17 protein-coding genes are annotated in these 17,607 nt (G+C 68.8%); 10 read left to right on the top strand and 7 right to left on the bottom strand.

Going from position 1 to position 17,607, the window contains the following annotated elements:
- Nucleotides 1-17 precede the first annotated feature (17 nt).
- Complete coding sequence (locus tag JYG32_RS29990; RefSeq protein ID WP_213266011.1) at nucleotides 18-749, bottom strand: GntR family transcriptional regulator; 732 nt, start codon at nucleotides 747-749, stop codon at nucleotides 18-20.
- A 158-nt stretch (nucleotides 750-907) separates the two neighbouring features.
- Between JYG32_RS29990 and JYG32_RS29985 the strand changes: the two genes are divergently transcribed.
- The 6 genes from JYG32_RS29985 (at nucleotide 908) to JYG32_RS29960 (ending at nucleotide 7,535) form a co-directional block, all read left to right on the top strand.
- A complete protein-coding gene (locus JYG32_RS29985) occupies nucleotides 908-2,371 on the top strand; it encodes a mannitol dehydrogenase family protein (protein WP_213266010.1) in 1,464 nt (487 codons plus the stop codon).
- Nucleotides 2,372-2,501: 130 nt separating this feature from the next.
- Nucleotides 2,502-3,785: an MFS transporter gene (locus JYG32_RS29980; RefSeq protein WP_174381150.1), complete on the top strand. Its 1,284-nt coding sequence runs from the start codon at nucleotides 2,502-2,504 to the stop codon at nucleotides 3,783-3,785.
- Nucleotides 3,786-4,001: 216 nt separating this feature from the next.
- Nucleotides 4,002-4,793, top strand: coding sequence for a transcriptional initiation protein Tat (locus JYG32_RS29975; RefSeq protein WP_213266009.1), 792 nt, complete (start codon nucleotides 4,002-4,004; stop codon nucleotides 4,791-4,793).
- 8 nt (nucleotides 4,794-4,801) lie between these two features.
- The gene (locus tag JYG32_RS29970; protein WP_213266008.1) at nucleotides 4,802-5,854 is read left to right on the top strand and encodes a molybdate ABC transporter substrate-binding protein; all 1,053 of its coding nucleotides are present in this window, start codon (nucleotides 4,802-4,804) and stop codon (nucleotides 5,852-5,854) included.
- A gap of 65 nt (nucleotides 5,855-5,919) precedes the next feature.
- Entirely contained in the window at nucleotides 5,920-6,606 is a 687-nt protein-coding gene (locus JYG32_RS29965; protein WP_213266007.1) for a c-type cytochrome, read from the top strand.
- Complete coding sequence (locus JYG32_RS29960) at nucleotides 6,603-7,535, top strand: c-type cytochrome (RefSeq protein ID WP_213266006.1); 933 nt, start codon at nucleotides 6,603-6,605, stop codon at nucleotides 7,533-7,535. The genes JYG32_RS29965 and JYG32_RS29960 overlap by 4 nt, the downstream gene beginning before the upstream one ends.
- Before the next feature lie 34 nt (nucleotides 7,536-7,569).
- Here JYG32_RS29960 and JYG32_RS29955 read toward each other — a convergent pair whose 3' ends face one another.
- The 3 genes from JYG32_RS29955 to JYG32_RS29945 form a co-directional block, all read right to left on the bottom strand.
- Nucleotides 7,570-9,495 carry an SMP-30/gluconolaconase/LRE-like region family protein gene (locus JYG32_RS29955; RefSeq protein ID WP_213266005.1) on the bottom strand — a complete coding sequence of 642 codons (1,926 nt, stop codon included), beginning with the start codon at nucleotides 9,493-9,495 and terminating at the stop codon, nucleotides 7,570-7,572.
- A gap of 470 nt (nucleotides 9,496-9,965) precedes the next feature.
- Complete coding sequence (locus JYG32_RS29950; protein WP_213266004.1) at nucleotides 9,966-10,397, bottom strand: GFA family protein; 432 nt, start codon at nucleotides 10,395-10,397, stop codon at nucleotides 9,966-9,968.
- 100 nt (nucleotides 10,398-10,497) lie between these two features.
- Complete coding sequence (locus tag JYG32_RS29945) at nucleotides 10,498-11,691, bottom strand: porin (RefSeq protein ID WP_174381154.1); 1,194 nt, start codon at nucleotides 11,689-11,691, stop codon at nucleotides 10,498-10,500.
- A gap of 311 nt (nucleotides 11,692-12,002) precedes the next feature.
- On the opposite strand from JYG32_RS29945, the gene JYG32_RS29940 reads away from it, so the two are divergent.
- The 3 genes from JYG32_RS29940 to JYG32_RS29930 all read left to right on the top strand — a co-directional run bounded on the left by JYG32_RS29940 (nucleotide 12,003) and on the right by JYG32_RS29930 (nucleotide 14,029).
- Complete coding sequence (locus JYG32_RS29940) at nucleotides 12,003-12,635, top strand: LysE family translocator (RefSeq protein WP_174381155.1); 633 nt, start codon at nucleotides 12,003-12,005, stop codon at nucleotides 12,633-12,635.
- A 12-nt stretch (nucleotides 12,636-12,647) separates the two neighbouring features.
- On the top strand, nucleotides 12,648-13,184 hold the full coding sequence (locus tag JYG32_RS29935) for a GNAT family N-acetyltransferase (RefSeq protein ID WP_213266003.1): 537 nt from the start codon (nucleotides 12,648-12,650) through the stop codon (nucleotides 13,182-13,184).
- 110 nt (nucleotides 13,185-13,294) lie between these two features.
- Nucleotides 13,295-14,029: a metallophosphoesterase family protein gene (locus JYG32_RS29930; RefSeq protein WP_213266002.1), complete on the top strand. Its 735-nt coding sequence runs from the start codon at nucleotides 13,295-13,297 to the stop codon at nucleotides 14,027-14,029.
- A 17-nt stretch (nucleotides 14,030-14,046) separates the two neighbouring features.
- On the opposite strand, the gene JYG32_RS29925 is transcribed toward JYG32_RS29930, so the two are convergent.
- Nucleotides 14,047-15,369 (bottom strand): ATP-binding protein, encoded by a 1,323-nt coding sequence (locus JYG32_RS29925; protein ID WP_213266001.1) that lies wholly within the window; start codon nucleotides 15,367-15,369, stop codon nucleotides 14,047-14,049.
- Entirely contained in the window at nucleotides 15,366-16,106 is a 741-nt protein-coding gene (locus JYG32_RS29920; RefSeq protein ID WP_213266000.1) for a response regulator, read from the bottom strand. The genes JYG32_RS29925 and JYG32_RS29920 overlap by 4 nt, the downstream gene beginning before the upstream one ends.
- Before the next feature lie 224 nt (nucleotides 16,107-16,330).
- Between JYG32_RS29920 and JYG32_RS29915 the strand changes: the two genes are divergently transcribed.
- On the top strand, nucleotides 16,331-16,912 hold the full coding sequence (locus JYG32_RS29915; RefSeq protein ID WP_174381160.1) for a thioredoxin family protein: 582 nt from the start codon (nucleotides 16,331-16,333) through the stop codon (nucleotides 16,910-16,912).
- A gap of 39 nt (nucleotides 16,913-16,951) precedes the next feature.
- On the opposite strand, the gene JYG32_RS29910 is transcribed toward JYG32_RS29915, so the two are convergent.
- On the bottom strand, nucleotides 16,952-17,596 hold the full coding sequence (locus tag JYG32_RS29910; RefSeq protein WP_213265999.1) for an FMN-binding negative transcriptional regulator: 645 nt from the start codon (nucleotides 17,594-17,596) through the stop codon (nucleotides 16,952-16,954).
- Nucleotides 17,597-17,607 lie beyond the last annotated feature (11 nt).

Genomic DNA, 17,607 nt, shown 5'->3' with positions numbered 1-17,607 from the left:
CTCCTCCAGAGGGCGGTTCAGTCGACAAAGTAATGGGGTGCGCGGCTGCGCACTTCCGGCAGATGCGAGCCGATCCGGTCGACGTGCGACGCGACCGATGCGCCGAGCAGCGCCATGTTGCGCGACGCGATGTGCGCGAGGATCTGCTCGTGCTCCTGCAGCGCGCGGCGCGCGTGATCCTCGACGCGATCGAGCAGCAGCCAGCGCACGCGGTCGAACTGGCGCTTCATCGGCTGCAGCATTTCCCATACGTGCGGCCGGCCCGCGAACGCGAACATCCGGCCGTGCATCGCCTCGTCGAGATCGAAGAACGCTTCGACATCGCGGGCGGCCACGGCCGCGCGCTGCGCGTCGATGATCCGCGACAGTTCCGCGAGCTGCTCCGGCGTGATCTTCTGCGCGAGCTCGACGTGGTTCGCGCATTCGAGCGTGCTGCGCGCGAACCGCCCTTCCTCGAGGATCGACACCGGAATCGGCGCGACGAACGTGCCGACCTTCCGGTGGATCTGCACGAGCCGCTCGTCGGCCAATTGCGCGAACGCTTCGCGCACCGGCGTGCGGCTGACCTTGATCGTCGTGGAGATCACCGCCTCCGACAGCGCGGTGCGCGGCGGCAGCGCGCCGCGCACGATCGCGTGGCGCAGCAGCGCGTGCACCTGCTCCGTATATGACCGGCTCTCGTCCAGCGAGAACCCTTGCAACGCCGTAACGACGACGTCCTCTTCTTCCAGTGCTGCCGTTTCGCTCATGGTGACCAATTGATCCGACTCGATATCGATAACTACCATGGTACAGACGCAATCGAATTCGGGCGATCTAGCGTTTACACCGATAACTTAGCGATGAAACTCGAAATAACCTGCACGCATCCTACGATCTACCATGGTACAAACCGTCACCGACCGTCATGCGATTCGCCCCCGATTTCCTGCGCACCGCGCCGCCCGGCACGCGCCGCCCCGGTTATGACCGGCAGGCCGTCCGCACGGGCATCGTCCATCTCGGCCTCGGCGCGTTCCATCGCGCGCACCAGGCGCTCCATACGGAAACGGTGCTCGAACAGGGCGATCTCCGCTGGGGCATCGTGGGCGTCGAACTGCGGCGGCGCCATACCGTCGACCTGCTCGCCGCGCAGGATCACCTGTACACGGTGACCGAGCGCGACGGTCACGGCGCGCACACGCGCATCGTCGGCGCCGTGCACGGCGCGCTGTTCGCCCCCGAGTCGCTGCCCGCGCTGCTGGCGCTGATCGCCGATCCGGCCGTGGCGATCGTGAGCCTGACCGTGACCGAGAAGGGCTATTGCCGACGCCCCGGCGGCGGCCTCGATGCCGACGATCCCGCGATCCGGCAGGATCTCGCGACACCCGACACACCGCGCACCGCGCTCGGCGTGATCGCGGCCGGCCTGCGCTTGCGGCCGGCGAATGCGCCGCTGACCGTCGTCTGCTGCGACAACATGACATCGAACGGCGACACGCTGCGCGCGCTGCTGATCGACTATGCGGAACGCATCGACGGCACGCTAGCGCGGCGCATCCGCGACGACGTCGCGTTCCCCAACAGCATGGTCGACCGGATCGTGCCGGCCGCGACGCCCGAATCGCTGGACTGGGCACACGCGCGTCTCGGCGCGCACGACGCGGCCGCGATCGTCTGCGAGCCGTTCTCGCAATGGGTGATCGAGGATCGGTTCGCCGGCCCGCGCCCGCGCTGGGAAGACGCCGGCGCGCACATCGTGGCCGACGTACGGCCGTACGAGACGATGAAGCTGCGGTTGCTGAACGGCTCGCATTCGGCCATCGCGTATGCGGGGCAGTTGCGCGGCCGCGCGACCGTGTCCGATGCGATGGCCGATCCGGCGATCGCTGCGCTCGTCGACGGCGTGATGACGCGCGACCTGCTCGCGACCGTCGACGTGCCGTCCGGTTACGACGCGCATGGCTATTGCGCGACGCTCGTGCAGCGCTTCCGCAATCCGACGCTCGCGCATCGGACCGAACAGATCGCGATGGACGGCACGCAGAAGGTGCCGCTGCGCTGGCTGCCGGCGCTCGGCGAAAGCGCGGCGGCCGGCGTCGAACGTCCGTCCCTGGAACGCGCGCTGGCGCTGTGGCTGCACTACCTCGCCACCGCGCGCGACGAATCGGGCCGGCCGCTGACGATCGGCGATCCGGGCGCGGCCGCGCTCGGCGCAGCGCTGTCGGCTGCCGGCGATGCAGCCGGCGCGGTTCGGGCCGCACTCGGCAGCACCACGCTCGCCGGTCCGGCTGCATGGCCGGACGCATTGATCGCACGCGTCGGTACGCATCTGTCGACGCTGCGCTCGCACGGCACCGACGCACTGCTCGCGCCGTTGCACGCGCACTGAACGACCGCTCACCCGGTTCGCCGCAGCCCGCCGCGAACCGCGCAACGCCCCTGCCCGCCGACGTTCATGACGACGCGGCGAACGATCGAAGAGACATGACGGCCGGCCCACCGGCACGAAGGAGACAGACATGAAGCAGAAGTCGCAGGCGTGGTTGACGGTGTTCCTGCTGTTCATCGTGTATGGCATCAACTATCTCGACCGCGTCGCGCTGTCGATCGTCGCGCCGATCGTGCAGACCGATCTCGGTATCGACGCCGCGCAGATGGGCCTCGTGTTCAGCACGTTCTTCATCGGTTACGCACTGTTCAATTTCATCGGCGGCCTCGCGTCCGACCGGCTCGGGCCGAAGCTCGTGTACGTGCTGGCGGTCGGGCTCTGGTCGATCTTCTGCGGGATGACCGCGCTCACCGTCGGCTTCGTGAGCCTGTTGATCGTGCGGCTGCTGTTCGGCATGGCCGAAGGGCCGCTGTGCTCGGCCGCGAACAAGATGGTCAACAACTGGCTGCCGCGCGACGCCGCCGCGACCGCGATGGGCCTGCTCAGCGCCGGCTCGCCGCTCGGCGGCGCGATCGCGGGGCCGATCGTCGGCCTGCTGGCCGCGCAGTTCGGCTGGCGGCCGGCATTCTGGATCGTGTGCGCGATCGGGCTCGCGTGGGTCGTCGTATGGATGATGTCGACGTCGGATCGTCCGGCCGCGCCGGTCAACGACGCACCGGGTGCGCCCGCCGCAACGCCCGTCCACGCCCCTGCGGCCGCCGGCGCGGCCACGCCCGCGCACACGCTGTCGCATTACGTGCGCCAGCCGCGCATCCTCGCGACGGCCGCCGCCTTCTTCAGCTACAACTACGTGCTGTTCTTCTTCCTGAGCTGGTTCCCGAGCTACCTCGTGCGCGCGCATCATCTGAACATCAAGGAGATGAGCGTCGCCACCGTCGTGCCCTGGCTCGTCGGCACGGTCGGCCTCGCGTGCGGCGGAGCGATCTCGGATGCGCTCTACCGGCTCACCGGCAACCTGCTGCTGTCGCGCCGGATCGTGCTCGTCACCTGCCTGCTCGGCGCGGGCGCATGCGTGGCGGTCGCGGGCGCCGTGCAATCGACGCAAGGCGCGGTCGCGCTGATGTCCGTGTCGCTGTTCTTCCTGTACGTGACGGGCGCGATCTACTGGGCGATCGTGCAGGATGTCGTGCACCCGACGCGCGTCGGCGGCGTAAGCGGCTTCCTGCACTGCATGGGCAGCCTGTCGGGCGTGATCGGGCCGGCCGTGACCGGCTTCATCGTCGAACGCAGCGGCTCGTTCGCGACCGCGTTCGTGCTGGCCGGCGCGATCGCGCTGACGGGCGCCGTGCTGGCAGCCGTATTCGTGCGCAACAGCCGGCCGTCGGAAGTCCTGCGCGAACGCGCGGCGCACTGACGTCGTGCGGCCGCGGCCGGCAGCGCGGCGCCGCATTCGTCGGCGCCGCGCTGTCCTGTCGTTTCAGACAATCATCAGACCCCCGAATATCTCCCATCCGATATCGCGATTTCCGGTATCGATCGCGCGCCTCTAGACTGGCTACGTGATGGCGACGCTGCGCCGCCGCACGGCAACGCGACACGCCCCCACAAAAACGATCCTGGGAGACAAGCCATGTCCGACCGGCATGCGCGCCGCGGCGCGCTCAAGACACTCGGCCTCGCGGCCGGCACCGCACTGCTCGCCGCCACGCGCCACGCTCACGCGGCGGCGCCCGAGAGCGGCGCGCTGCTGCCCGGCGGCGCCGCGCGTCTCGCCGACCTCACGCGCCGCCTCGCGGCCGCGCAGAGGCGTCGTGACTTCAAGACGGTGCCGATGATCCTCGAACGTCCCGACCAGTGGGATCACGCTGCGCTCACCGAAGTGATCGGCTATCGCGGCGGCCCGAAGCAGGTGTGGGACAACACCGAGCTCGGCGGCCCGTGGCTGAACCTGATGCGCAATTCGCTAAACGCGCAGATCTGGTCGTACGGTCATCCGGATTTCCTCGTCGTGTCGGCCACGCACGGCAGCGCGCATCTCGCGCTGCTCGACCAGACCGCGTGGGACAAATACGGCCTCGCGAAATTCGCCGGCGCCGCATTCCCGACCAACACGCTGCTCGACGCGAAGCCCGCGCAATCGAAAGGTACGCAGGATCACGCGTTGCCCGACGGCGCATTCTCGTCGCACGACAACAGCATCGCCGCGCTACAGCAGCGCGGCGTCGTGTTCCTGTCGTGCCACAACGCGATCTGGGAACTCGCGGAACGGCTCGACGGCGCGAACGCGAATCCCGACAAGCTGCCGCTCGACGCGCTCGCGGCCGACCTGACCAACCACGTAATCCCGTCGGCGATCGTCACGCCGGGCGCGGTCGGCACGCTGCCCGAGCTGCAGCAGGCCGGTTTCACGTACGCGAAATGAGGCCCACGATGACCTCGATCCACCCGCAATCGCCGTCGCGCCGCCGACGGCGCACGCTACGCGCCGCGCTGGCCGGCTGGCTGTGCTGCGCGTCGGCGCTATCGCTCGCCGCGTCCGCCGACACCGCCGCAAACATCTTCCCGCCCTGGCAGGACGGCCGCAACAACGACGCGCTTCATCGCGGCCTCGAATTCACGGTGCCGCAGGTCGACGTGCTCGCCGATTTCCACGGCGACCTAGCCGCGCCGAAACTCGTGCTGTTCGTCGGCGGCAACTACTTCTTCGCGATGGCGCCGCTCGTCGCGAAGTTCGAGGAAGACCATCCCGAATACCGCGGCCGCATCTACTGGGAAACGATCCCGCCCGGCCTGCTCGTGAAGCAGATCCACGCGGGCGGCACGATCACCGTCGGCAACATGACGTGGACGGTCAAGCCCGACGCGTATTTCGCGGGGCTCGGCAAGATCGACGGACTGATCGCGGACGGCACGCTCGCGGGCCCCGCCGTGCCGTACGTGACGAACCAGTTGACGATCATGGTGCGCGCCGGCAATCCGAAGCGCATCGCGTCGCTGAACGATCTCGCGCGGCCCGACGTGAAGCTCGCGATGCCGAACCCGGCATTCGAAGGCGTCGCGCGGCAGATCCGCGCGTCGCTCGTGAAGGCCGGCGGCGACGCGCTCGCGCGCACCGTCTACGACGACAAGGTGCGCGCCGGCACGACCGAGCTCACGCACATCCACCATCGGGAAACCGCGCTGTTCCTGATGCAGGATCACGCGGACGCCGGCGTGCTGTGGCAATCCGAAGCGGCGTTCCAGGAACAGGTCGGGCATCCGCTGATGCACATCGACATTCCGGCCGCGCAGAATACGACGGCGATCTATGCAGGGGCGATGGTGAAGGACGCGCCGCATCCGGAAGCCGCGCGCGCGTGGCTCGCGTTCATCCGGTCGCCGGAAGCGTTCCGGATATTCCAGCGCTACGGCTTCGGCCGCTACGATGCGACGATACCGGCGCAACACCTCGCGCCGACGGAGGACCGGCCGGACGCAGGCTGACGGACCCGCGCCGGCCGCGCGGCTGCGTGGCGGCGCACACGCGACATACAACAAGGAGGGGACACGTGAACGATAAGGTCGACACACGGCGACGCCGGTGCGCGCCGCTGCTGCTTGCCGCGGCCGCGCTGCTGGCCGGCCATGCGCACGCGGACGACACAACGCTCGGCAAGACGCTCGCGACACAGGGCTCGGCGACGGGCGTCGCGGCCTGCATCGGCTGCCACGGCAGCCAGGGCGAAGGCAACGCGGCGGCCGGCTTCCCGCGCCTTGCGGGCACGAACGCCGCGTATCTGTCCGCGCAGCTTGCCGCGTTCGCGGACGGCAGCCGCCAGAATCCCGTCATGCGGCCGCTCTCGAAACTGCTGACGCCGCACGAGCGCGACGCGGTATCCGCGTACTTCGCGAGCCTGCCCGCGCCGGCCGGCGTCTTTACCCCCGACAACACGTCGATCGATCCGGCCAACACCGGCGCATGGCTCGCGACACGCGGGCGCTGGTCGCAGGGCCTGCCCGCGTGCGCGCAATGCCACGGCCCCGGCGGCCTTGGTGTGGGTACCGCGTTTCCGCCGCTCGCGGGCCAGCCGGCCGCGTACATCGCCGGGCAGTTGAACGGCTGGAAACACGGCACGCGCCCGCCCGGGCCGATGGCGCTGATGCCGATGATCGCCGGCAAGCTGTCCGACGCCGACATCGACGCGGTGGCCGCCTACTACACGCGCGGCGGCGCCGCACAAGGAGACAAGCGATGATCGACCGCACGACGCTGATCCGCCGCGCACGCGCCATGCTGCTAGGCGCGGCCTGGATGCCCGCGCTCACGTTCGCGGCGGCGCCGCAGGACACGCCGGTCGCCACTTCCGCTCCCGTGACCGCACCCGCGACCACAGCCAGGCCGTTCACACCACCCGCCGAATCCGCGATGCCCGCCGACGACTTCGGCAAGACCGTGAAGCTCGGCGAGCAGATCTTCCTGCACACGCCCGAGTTCGCGGGCAAGTACGTCGGCAACAAGCTGACCTGCGCGAGCTGCCACCTCGACGCGGGCCGCCGGCCCGATTCGAGCCCGATGTGGGCCGCGTACCTGCTGTATCCGGCCTACCGCAGCAAGAACGGCCACGTGAACACGTTCGCCGAGCGCCTGCAGGGCTGCTTTCGTTACAGCATGAACGGCAAGGCGCCGCCGGCCGGCGACCCGATCCTCGTCGCGCTCGAAACCTATTCGTACTGGCTCGCGAAGGGCGCGCCGGTCGGCACGAAGCTGCCGGGGCAAGGCTTCCCGAAACTGCCGCCGCCCGCGCAGAAGGCCGACTACGCACGCGGCGCCGCCGTCTACGCGCAGCACTGCGCGCTGTGCCACGGCGCGGACGGCCAGGGGCAGTCGAGCGGTGGCAAGCCGGCCTTCCCGGCGCTGTGGGGCGCGCGCTCGTTCAACTGGGGTGCAGGGATGGGCGACATCCGCAACGCGGCCGGCTTCATCAAGGCCAACATGCCGCTCGGGCTCGGCGGCACGCTGACCGATCAGGAGGCGTGGGACGTCGCGACCTTCATGGACAGCCACGAACGTCCGCAGGACCCGCGCTTCACGGGCTCGGTGCAGGACACGCGCACGAAATTCCACGATTCGCCCGACTCGATGTACGGGCTCGGCGTGAACGGCCGCGTGCTCGGCGCGCCATGACGCCAGGCCGCGCCGGCCGGTGCGGCCGGCGCGGTCACGGATGCCAGCGATACACGACGATGCTCGTCCCGTTGTAGTTGTCCTTGGTTATCACGTACTCGCCGGTCGAGCGCAGGTACGCACGCACGCCGTACATCGAGTCGACGTCGTTGCCGACATCCATCGCCGACGTGTTCGAATTCGTCAGCGTGGTGACGAGCGCACCGGTGTTCAGGTCGAACACGTCGATGTTCGGCACCGTGTGCACGTAGCCGACGAACAGGTAGTGGCCGGCCGCCGCGATCGATTTCGGATTCGCGCTCGTCAGGTTGATCACCGGATTCGGCGCGCTCGTGTTGCCGTTCTTCCAGCCGTGATAGACCTCGATGTGCCCGTTCATCGCGGTCCAGTCCCAATTGCCCGCGAGGCCCTGCGCGAGGATCATCGTGTCGCTGTCCGCCCGGTAGATGATGCGCGTGACCGGCGCCACGGTGCTCGGCACGGGTGTCGTCGTCGGCTTGCCCCACGATGGCTTGCCGGTCGCGTCGAAGCCCGTCATCGGGAAGCGGGAAATCACGTTGGAGCCGTTCAGCCCTGCCCACACGTCGCCGTTGCCGTCGATGTCGAAGCCGGCCGTCACCTGCAGGGTCGTGTTGAACGGCTTGCCCGGGAGCGAGCCGGCCGGAATCGCGATATAGCCGCTCGCCGTGTTGAAGTAATAGAAGTTGAAGTTGCCCGGGTTCTGGCCCGACGCGACGAGAATCCGGTTGCCGCCGACCATCACGAGCTGGCCGAAGTGCTGGCCGCGCTGGTAGTCTTTCATGTCGAGGCGCGGGTCCTTCGGATAGGTGAACGGATCGACCGTGTTCGCGACGAACGTGCCGCCCGCCGAACCCGTGTACACGTTGTTGCCGCTGTAGAAGAGCGCGCCGTCCGTCACCGGGTCGGGCGCGGCGATCCCCTCGAAGTTCAGCGCCTGCAGCTTCCATTGCAGCGCGCCCGTCGGGCTGTACGAATGGAGGTCGGTGCTGCCGTTGCGGCCGAGATCCCAGCCGCCGCCCCATGCGTTGTTCAGCACGTACAGGTTGCCGGCCGAATCCTTGCCGAGCGCGGCGACGCGCGTGAAGCGCTTGTCGCCGACCTGCCCCTTGATGCCCGTCGTCGTGTCGAGATAACCGCCCTGCACGCCGAACGTGCCGACCTGCATCGGCAGGCCGAGGAGCCCGCTGTAGACCTTGATGTTCATGTCGGGCCCTTCGTCGCCCACCATCAACTGGCCCATCGACGCATCGAAGTACAGCGACGCCGGCCGCGCGCCGGCCGCCATCTGGATCGTGTTCATCGCCGTGCCGGTCGCACTGAACTGCGCGACGACGCCCGCGCTCTTGCGCGCGACCCACAGGTTGCCGGCGGCGTCGAGCGCCAGCGCGCCCGGCCCCGATACGCCGATGTCGCGCTGCCAGACGCCGTCCGTCGTATAGACGCGCACGCGGTTGCCGTAGAAGTCGCTCACGTACAGCAGGTTGCCGGCTGTCGCGAGGCCCGTGATCACGTCCGCGTACTGGATGCCCGTCCACGTGCTGACCGGGATGCGCAGGTCGCGCAGGTTCGTGCCGCGGTTGTAGCGGCCCACCGAGCCGCTGCCGAACGTGCGGTTGTAGCCGAGCGCAACGAACAGCGACGTCGAATTGCCGGTGATCGCGCCGCCCTGGAATTCGTCGTGGATGCCGATCGTGCCGAGCGGCTGGCCGTTCTGGTAGATCGCGACGCCGCCCGCGTTCTCGTCCCAGCGCGACGCCGTATAGATCACGCCCTCGGGCGCGACCCACATCGAGCGCGCGCCGTTGCCCACGTGCGCGGCCAGCGTGCCGAACGTGTTCGCGAGCCAGTCCGTCGTGTATTGCACCTGCGCGTGACTCGCCGGTGCCAGCATGGCGATGCACATTCCCAGCAACGCCGCGCGAATTTGTTTCATTGACATGAATAATGCTCCCAGACGATCGTTTGTCGACACTGTAAATCGCCGCGCATGAAATATTGGTGATTCCGGCAAAAGCGCATTCGCCGTTACCCCGAATTATTCACCGCGCGCTTTTTGTCGTCCGGCGCTTTTTTCGTCAACGATGGTCAAACCCGCTCACCGCGCCGCAACGGCCCGCCGGAAGCGCGGTTTCGGCGCTTTTCCCCGGCATTTTCTTCCGGGTCGCCCAATGCGAATGCGTCATTCTTTCTGATGCGCCCGCATTGCTTTTTCATTCCCCGGAAGTTGGTTCGATGATTACAAATCGAAATTAAAATGAAAGAGAAAAAATATTATCCGGTGCAATCGGCTTTTCGCGATTCGGCGTATCGGGCGTACCGCGAACGCGGCGGGCGGAAGAAAGGAAGTGAGAAGAAGGATGCGGCCGAAAAAACCGCGCACCGGCCGTGCCGGCACGCGGTCGCGATCGTTCAGTTCGCGGTGTCGAGCGTCGGGCCGTCCCAGCCGTCGAGGTACTTGGGCAGCGCATCGACGACGTCGATCACGCGCTGCCGGTAGAACAAATGCATCGTCGGCTGCAGGTCGCCCGGCAGTAGCCCGCCGTGCGCACGCGCGGTCAGGCTGTTCGGCACGACGCGCATGCCGAGCCGGTTCGTTCCGGACACGATCTCGCCGCACGACGCGCACCACGTGCGCGACATCGACTTCGACGGATGCGGGAACGTCGCGTGGCCGCCGGCGACGGCAACCTGCTCCGGCGGCCACGCGGTCGCGGACAGCATCGACGTGCCGTAGAAATCGCGGCAGGTCGCGCAATGGCAGTTCGCGCGCGCCGCCGGCTCGCCGCGCAGCGTGACGGTGACGGCGCCGCACAGGCAGCGCGCGGAATGCGTTCGGGTCATGTCGTCTTCTCGAAGAAAGAAGGCGACAGTATAGGAGCAGGCGTGCAACGCGGCCCGCACCGGCTGCGAGTAACGTTGCGACCGCAACGACTGCTGCGCGTCAGAACTTCTGGCGCAGCCCGAGGCTGACGATCGCCTGCGACCGCGCGTCGGACGAGTGGCCGTTCGCCTTGTCGGACACCGATGCGGTCGCGGCCACCGGCCGGCCGAGCGCGTCGAGCGTCATGCCCGACGCATGCTGGTACGCGCCGAGCAGGTACACGCTGGTGCGCTTCGACAGGTCGTAGACGGCGCCGAGCGTCACGTTGTGATACTGCGCGCGGTCGTCGACGCCATCGACATCGCTGCCGCGCGTGTAGCTGTAGCCGGCGAACAGTTGCGTCTGCGGCCGCACGTTCCAGCGCGTGAACACGCCCGCGACGTTGAACGTCGCGTGGCCGGCGAACAGCGATCGGTCGCCGCCGCGGTACTGCACGTTGCTGTAGTTCACGCCGACGACGGCCGGGCCGAAGTCGTACGTCGCGCCCGTCGCGATGACCTGCTGCGACTGCGCGCTCGCATAACCTTCGTTGATCGACGAGTTGAACAGGCCGTCGTCGGTGCTCTGCCACTTTCCGGCCGTCGGGTCGGTCGCGCCCGTCTTGCTGTTGTCCGAGCGCTCGTAGCCGACGCCGACACGCAGCGGGCCCGCCGCGTACGCCGCGCCGACGCTCCACGTATTGCGCTGCTTCATGCTGCCCGGCTGGCCGCCGAAGCCGTACAACGCGCCGAACGTGAAGCCCGCGTAGTTCGCGCTCGTGTACTTGATCGAGCTGTCGACGCGCGCGGTCTGGTCGAGATCGTCGATGTCGCCCGGGTGCGCGCCGAACCCGCCGATGAACGACGACGGGCCGACCGGGCTCACGAAGTCGTCGAGCGACGTGTACTGGCGGCCGAGCGTGACCGAGCCGTAGCGGTCGCTGCCGACGCCGACGAATGCCTGCCGGCCGAACTGGCGGCCGCCCTGGCCCGACGTGCCGTTCGTGATGTCGAAGCCGTTCTCGAGGACGAACAGCGCGCGCATCCCGCCGCCGAGATCCTCGGAACCCTTGATGCCCCAGCGGCTGCCGGACAGGTTGCCGGTCGTGAGCCCGACGCTCGAATGCCCGGTGTATGCGCCGGCCGAGCCGACCCGTTCGTTGCTGCGATAGGTCACGCCTGCATCGACGATGCCGTACAGCGTGACGGAGCTTTGCGCGGATGCGATGCCCGCGAGCGAGAGCAGCAGCGGTGCTGCGATCAGTTGCTTGTTCATGGTTTTATGTCTCCGGGCGGTGAACCCGTTGTTCTGTGCGAGTAGCGCGTGCGGCGGCGAGCTCCGCCGGCCGTGTGCGGCCGTGGCGTCCGCACGCGGGAACGCGCGCATGCGACGGGCGCGCGCGGCGTCGCGGCGGGCAGGCCCGCTGCGGCCGCCATGGTATTTGGAACCGGTTCCTATCGAAAGCGGAATAATGAAAACAATCTCTTGCCAAAATCGAGATAGTCGAAGGCGCAGCCGTCGTGCCTGTACAACGCGGGCGCGGGCACCCGATAATCGAACGCGCGCCTTCCCTCGGGAGTTCCTTCATGCATGAAACGACCCTGTTGATCTTCGCCGCCGTCGCGTTCGTCGGCATCGCGACACCCGGCCCGACCGTGCTGCTCGCGCTGACCAACGGCTCGCGCTACGGCGTACGCCGCGCGGCCTACGGTTTCGCCGGCGCGATGCTGTCCGACTTCGTGCTGATCGTCGCGGTCGCGCTCGGCCTCGGTGCGCTGCTGATGGCGTCGGCGTTCTGGTTCTCGGTGGTGAAGTGGCTCGGCGCCGCGTACCTCGCGTATGTCGGCATCCGGCTGCTGACGTCGAAGGGCTCGCTCGACGTCGCCGCCGCGCATGGCGGCGCCGCGCCCGAGCGCAACACGTCGATCTTCGCGAAAAGCTTCCTGACCGCGGTGACGAACCCGAAGGGCTATCTGTTCTTTTCCGCGTTCCTGCCGCAGTTCCTCGATCCGTCCGCGCCGCTCGCGCCGCAATACGTCGCGCTCGCAGTCACGTTCGCGCTGCTCGACGGCGCGGTGATGTTCGGCTACGCGCTGCTCGGCGCACGCGCGGTGCGGCTGCTGAAGCGCTCGGGCGCGCTGTGGCTCGAACGCACGTGCGGCGCGATGCTGCTCGCGCTCGCCGGTTCGCTGGCGCTGTATCGGCGCCATGCCGCGTAGGCGCGGGTGCCGATGAGAGTCGATGCGCCGCCCCGCTCCGGCTTTCCGGGCCTGTCGCTCAGGCAGCTCGAACGCGCAGATCTCCACGCGTGGTACGCGTACCTGTCGAACCCCGACGTCGTCCGCCACACGAGCTGGAACCTGCGCTCGCGCGACGATCTGCTGCCGCTGTTCGACCACATCGAATCGGCCGACCCGGATTCGGTCCGGCGTCTCGCGATCGTCGACACCGCATCGGGCGCGCTCGCCGGAACGATCGGGCTGCATACGGTATCCACCGCGAACCGCTCGGCGGAAATCGCGTACGACCTCGCGCCGTCGCACTGGGGGCGCGGGATCGCGAGCGCGCTGTGTACCGCCGTCACAGAGTGGGCATTCGCCGACGGTGGCTTCATGCGCATGCAGGCCGTCGTGCTGACCAGCAACGAAGGCTCCGCGCGCGTGCTGCAGAAGTGCGGCTACCGCTACGAAGGGCTGTTGCGCGCATACAAGATGGTGCGCGGCACGCCGGGCGATTTCGCGATGTACGCGCGCCTCGCGACCGACTGACGCACAACCCGCGGCTTCACGCCAAACGCTCACCGCTTCGCATGCGCACGCCATTGGACGGCCCGCACCGAATTGGCGACAATCGCCGTTCCCTGCCTCGACGGTCCGCCATGAAAATCGCCGCGCTCTCCGACATCCACGGCAACCTTGCCGCGCTCGACGCTGTGCTCGACGACGTCCGCCGCCGCGGCGCCGACGTGATCGTCAATCTCGGCGACATCGTGTCGGGCGCGCTCCATCCGGCCGAAACGGCCGACCACCTGATCGCGCTCGACCTGCCGACCGTCAAGGGCAATCACGAACGGCAACTGCTCACCGGCGATCGCGAGTCGATGCGGCTGTCGGATCGCTGGGCGCACGACACGCTGCGCGCCGACCAGCTCGACTGGATCGCCGCGCTGCCCGAACGCGCCACGCTCGACGACGACGTGCTGATGGTGCACGGCACGCCGGCCAGCGACCTCGTCTATTTCCTCGAAACGGTCACGCCCGACGGCTGCCGCGCGGCCACGCCCGACGAGATCGCGCAGCGCGCGGGCGACGCACCGGCGTCGCTGATCCTGTGCGGCCACACGCACGTGCCGCGCACCGCGAAGCTCGCCGACGGCCGGCTGATCGTCAACCCGGGCAGCGTCGGGCTGCAGGCGTACTCGGACGACCTGCCGCATCCGCACCGGATCGAAACGGGCTCGCCGCATGCGCGCTACGCGATGGTGTCGCGCACGGCGGCCGGCTGGAACGTCGAATTCCATGCGGTCGAATACGACTGGCACACGGCCGCCGCCACCGCGGCATCGCGCGGGCGCGACGACTGGACCGTCGCGCTGCGCACCGGCCGGTGCTGACCCGCCGTGCTGCCCTGTCACCCCGCATTCCTGAGCGTCAGCCTCGCCTCCAGCCCGCCGCCGTCCGGCCGGTTGTTCAGCGTGAGCGTGCCGCCCATCGCAAGCGCGAGTTGCCGCGCGATCGCAAGACCGAGCCCCGTGCCGCCCGTCTCGCGGTTGCGCGACGTCTCCACGCGCCGGAACGGCTCGAACACCGCGTCGAGCTGATCGTCCGGAATGCCGGGCCCGCGGTCGAGCACGGCAATCACCGCGCCGCCGTCCGGCGCGGCCTGCACGTCGATCTCGGCCGCGCCCGCGAACTTCAGCGCGTTGTCGACGAGGTTGCCGACGATGCGGCGCAGCGCCTTCGGCCGCGTGACGAGCGCGAGCGGCGCACGGCTGTTCAGCGCGACGTCCCGCCCCGCATCCGTGTAGTCGCACACGATGCTGTCGAGCAGCGCATCGAGATCGATGCGGCGCGCGGCTTCCTCGGTGCCGTGCAGCGTCCGCGCATACGCGACGCCCTCCTTCACCAGATGCTCCATCTCGAGCAGGTCCTGGCGCAGCTTTGCGCCCTGCGCGTCGTCGTCCATCACGTCGACGCGCAACCGCATCCGCGTGATCGGCGTCCGCAGGTCGTGCGAGATCGACGCGAGGATCTGCATGCGTTCGGCCATGTACTGCGCGATGCGATCCTGCATCGCGTTGAACGCCCGCGCGGCGCGCGCGACCTCGGACGGCCCGCCCTCGTTCAGGCGCTCGCCCTTCAGGTCGGGGCCGAGCGCGTCGGCCGCCTGCGCGAGTTGCTTGAGCGGACGCGTCGCGAGCCGCACCGCGAGCCAGCAGCACGCGGCCAGCACCGCGAGCTGCAGCACGAGCACGACCGGCAGCCAGCCCGACAGCGGCACCGTCGACATCGGATGGATGTCGATCGTCAGCGGCGACCCGTCGGTCAGGCGCAGATGCACCTGCAGATGTTCGCGGTCGCCGGGGATCGCGTTCGCGGTCAGCGGGTAGTCGCCGCCGATGCCGTCGGAAATCGACCGCTCGACGCGCGCCGACAGCCGCGCCTCCGGCGGCGTGCCCGTTTCGCCGGGCCCGAGGATGAACGCATAGCTGCGCCGCGCGAGGCGCGGCAGCCACGCGGCCCGCTCGGCGGGCGGCAGGTGGTCGAGCAGCGCGACCGAGCTCGCGACCTCGCGCTCGATGTAGCCCATCATCAGGTTGGTGGTCGCCTGGTCGCGCTCGGTCACGGTGAGCCAGAACGACAGCGTCTGCGCGAGCGCGAGGCCCACGCACAGGATCAGCGCGAGCCGCGCGAACAGCGAGCGCGGCCAGTGCCACGGCGTGCGCGCGCTCATGACGTACCGTCGACGGCGGTCACGGCCGACGAGAACACATAACCCTCGTTGCGCAGTGTCTTGATGTAGCGCGGCTCGCGCGCACCGTCGCGCAAGCGCTGGCGCAGCCGGCTCACGAGCAGGTCGATCGAGCGGTCGAACGGATCGGACTGCCGCCCCTGCGTGAGGTTGAGCAACTGGTCGCGTGTCAGCACGCGCTGCGGATGGTCGAGGAACACGCGCAGCAGCCGGTATTCGGCGCCGCTCAGCGCGACCAGCGTGCCTTCGGCGTCGAGCAGGTGGCGCCCCGTCGTGTCGAGCCGCCATTCACCGAACGCGAGCAGCTCGGCCGTTTCCGTCACCTGCATGCCGGGCGGCAGCATGCGCGCGCGGCGCAGCACCGAGCGGATCCGCGCGAGCAACTCGCGCACCGCGAACGGCTTGGCCAGGTAGTCGTCGGCGCCCATCTCGAGACCGATGATGCGGTCGGTTTCCTCGCCGCGCGCGGTCAGCATCAGCACGGGCACCGTGCGGAACTTGCCGGCGCGCAGGTCGCGGCACAGCGTCAGGCCGTCCTCGCCCGGCAGCATCAGGTCGAGCACGATCAGGTCGGGCGCGCCGTCGTCCAGCAGGTTGCGCATCTCGCGGCCGTTCGCGGCCAGCGACACGCGCATGCCGTTCTTCTCCAGGTAGTCCGCGATCAGTTCGCGGATCGCGCGATCGTCGTCGACGATCAGCACGTGGTCGATCTTGTCCATGAGTCGGTGTCGGTGTCGTGGTGTTCCGCAGGCGATGTCCGCTTTATACCGCACGGCGGGCACGCGTTTGTATCCCAATGTATCGCGCGGCCGTGACGACACACAACATTGCACACGCGCGGCTTGCCGGACACATCGCAGATACGTCGGCGCAGCCTAATGGGGCCTGTCGAAACCCGTCCGGCGGCCGCTCCGAGCGGCCGCCTCCCGATCAGGAGAACGCCATGCTGCCCCGACTCAAGACCGCCGCCCTCGTCATCGCCCTCGCCGCCACGGCCGGGCTCGCCGCCTTCGCGGGCACCCGCGACGACGCGGGCATGACGACCTCGCTGGCCGGCACGCCGGCACCCGACTTCACGGGCATCGAGCGCTGGCACAACAGCGCGCCGCTCAAGCTCGACCAGTTGCGCGGCAAGGTCGTGCTGGTCGATTTCTGGACGTACTCGTGCATCAACTGCATTCATACGATTCCGTTCGTGAAAGACTGGTACCGGAAGTATCGCGACCAGGGGCTCGTCGTGGTCGGCGTGCATACACCCGAGTATCCGTTCGAGCGCGACGCGGGCAACGTCGCCGATGCGATCAAGCGCTTCGGGATCCAGTACCCGGTCGCGCAGGACAACCGCTACGGCACGTGGCGCGCGTACGGCAACCAGTACTGGCCCGCGCTGTACCTGATCGATGCGAACGGCAAGGTCGTCTATACGCGCTATGGCGAAGGCGGGTACGACCAGACCGAGGCGGCGATTCGCGGTGCGCTCGCGCAGGCGGGAGAAGGCATGAAGGGAACGACGCGCACGCAGTAACCCGCCGGCACGCGGGCGCGGCACTCGCCCCCGCGTGCGTCAGGCTCGCTTGCGCTTCGCGTCGGCCGCCGCCAGCATCGCTTCCCCGATCGCGAGATTCCCGTCCGCGATCAGCGCGTCGCCGGCGCCGCGGATATCCTCGACCGCCTTGTTCTGCCCGAGCTTGCGCTTGCCGACGAGCCGCGTGATCTCGATCTGCAGCCCGACGATCGACTGCAGCATCGTGTCGAGATAGTCCTTCGGCGCATCGGCCATCTTCCACGGCGCCGGCTGCGACGCTTCGTGCGTGCGCGTCAGCCGGGCGACCACGCCGCGCACGAACTTCTCGTCGTCGCGCACCGTGACGCGGCCGTGCGCATGCACGACCACGTAGTTCCACGTCGGCACCTGCCGGTGCGCGACGTGCTTGCTCGGGTACCAGTTCGGCGAGATGTACGCATCGCCGGCGCGGAAGATCACGAGCACCTCGTCGCCGTTCGCAACCTCCTGCCAGACCGGATTCGCACGCGCGACGTGCGCGTGCAGCTCGCCGAGCCCGCCGTCGCCCGGCAGCAGCTCGAACGGAATGTGGTTCGCGTCGAGCCCGTTCTTCCCGTGCGTGATCAGGCTGCCGAACGGATGCTGCACGATCAGTTCGCGCAATGCGTCGGGGTTGGGCTCGTTGAAATCGGCAGGGACGTACATGTCGGCTCCAC

Source organism: Burkholderia pyrrocinia (assembly GCF_018417535.1).
Lineage (GTDB): Bacteria > Pseudomonadota > Gammaproteobacteria > Burkholderiales > Burkholderiaceae > Burkholderia > Burkholderia pyrrocinia_E.
This window is presented reverse-complemented; position numbering and strand designations above follow the sequence as displayed.

Coding starts and splice junctions, on each gene's coding strand:
- JYG32_RS29990 (WP_213266011.1), bottom strand. CDS start 749: ATGAGCGAAACGGCAGCACTGGAAGAAGAGGACGTCGTCGTTACGGCG.
- JYG32_RS29935 (WP_213266003.1), top strand. CDS start 12,648: ATGAGAGTCGATGCGCCGCCCCGCTCCGGCTTTCCGGGCCTGTCGCTC.
- JYG32_RS29910 (WP_213265999.1), bottom strand. CDS start 17,596: ATGTACGTCCCTGCCGATTTCAACGAGCCCAACCCCGACGCATTGCGC.
- JYG32_RS29985 (WP_213266010.1), top strand. CDS start 908: ATGCGATTCGCCCCCGATTTCCTGCGCACCGCGCCGCCCGGCACGCGC.
- JYG32_RS29940 (WP_174381155.1), top strand. CDS start 12,003: ATGCATGAAACGACCCTGTTGATCTTCGCCGCCGTCGCGTTCGTCGGC.
- JYG32_RS29960 (WP_213266006.1), top strand. CDS start 6,603: ATGATCGACCGCACGACGCTGATCCGCCGCGCACGCGCCATGCTGCTA.
- JYG32_RS29955 (WP_213266005.1), bottom strand. CDS start 9,495: ATGTCAATGAAACAAATTCGCGCGGCGTTGCTGGGAATGTGCATCGCC.
- JYG32_RS29970 (WP_213266008.1), top strand. CDS start 4,802: ATGACCTCGATCCACCCGCAATCGCCGTCGCGCCGCCGACGGCGCACG.
- JYG32_RS29920 (WP_213266000.1), bottom strand. CDS start 16,106: ATGGACAAGATCGACCACGTGCTGATCGTCGACGACGATCGCGCGATC.
- JYG32_RS29945 (WP_174381154.1), bottom strand. CDS start 11,691: ATGAACAAGCAACTGATCGCAGCACCGCTGCTGCTCTCGCTCGCGGGC.
- JYG32_RS29950 (WP_213266004.1), bottom strand. CDS start 10,397: ATGACCCGAACGCATTCCGCGCGCTGCCTGTGCGGCGCCGTCACCGTC.
- JYG32_RS29925 (WP_213266001.1), bottom strand. CDS start 15,369: ATGAGCGCGCGCACGCCGTGGCACTGGCCGCGCTCGCTGTTCGCGCGG.
- JYG32_RS29980 (WP_174381150.1), top strand. CDS start 2,502: ATGAAGCAGAAGTCGCAGGCGTGGTTGACGGTGTTCCTGCTGTTCATC.
- JYG32_RS29915 (WP_174381160.1), top strand. CDS start 16,331: ATGCTGCCCCGACTCAAGACCGCCGCCCTCGTCATCGCCCTCGCCGCC.
- JYG32_RS29930 (WP_213266002.1), top strand. CDS start 13,295: ATGAAAATCGCCGCGCTCTCCGACATCCACGGCAACCTTGCCGCGCTC.
- JYG32_RS29975 (WP_213266009.1), top strand. CDS start 4,002: ATGTCCGACCGGCATGCGCGCCGCGGCGCGCTCAAGACACTCGGCCTC.